A 331-nucleotide genomic window follows, 5' to 3' on the forward strand; every position below is an offset into this window, starting at 1 on the left:
CTCCTCCGAGCCCAGCGCCCGACCGCCCGAGACGATGACCTTGGCACTGGTCAGTTCGGGCCGCGCGTTCTCGGCCTTCTCCGCGCCGACAAAGCGCGACTTGGCCACATCGCCGGTGGACGCGATGGCTTCGACCTCGCCCGAGCCGCCCTCGACCGCCGCCTTCTCGAAGGCGGTGGTGCGCACGGTCAGGACCAGCTTGGTATCGCTGGTCTTCACCGTCGCGATGGCATTGCCCGCATAGATGGGCCGGGTGAAGCTGTCCGGCCCCTCGACCGACAGGATGTCGCTGATCTGCATCACATCGATCAGCGCGGCGACACGCGGCGCG

At 68.6% G+C, this 331-nt stretch carries 1 pseudogene; it reads right to left on the reverse strand.

The features are described from left to right. Positions 1 to 331: pseudogene (locus SM191_RS19670) on the reverse strand (electron transfer flavoprotein subunit alpha/FixB family protein); the annotation flags it as partial.

It is taken from the genome of Sphingomonas sp. 2378 (genome assembly GCF_038084995.1).
Taxonomy (GTDB): Bacteria; Pseudomonadota; Alphaproteobacteria; order Sphingomonadales; family Sphingomonadaceae; genus Sphingomonas.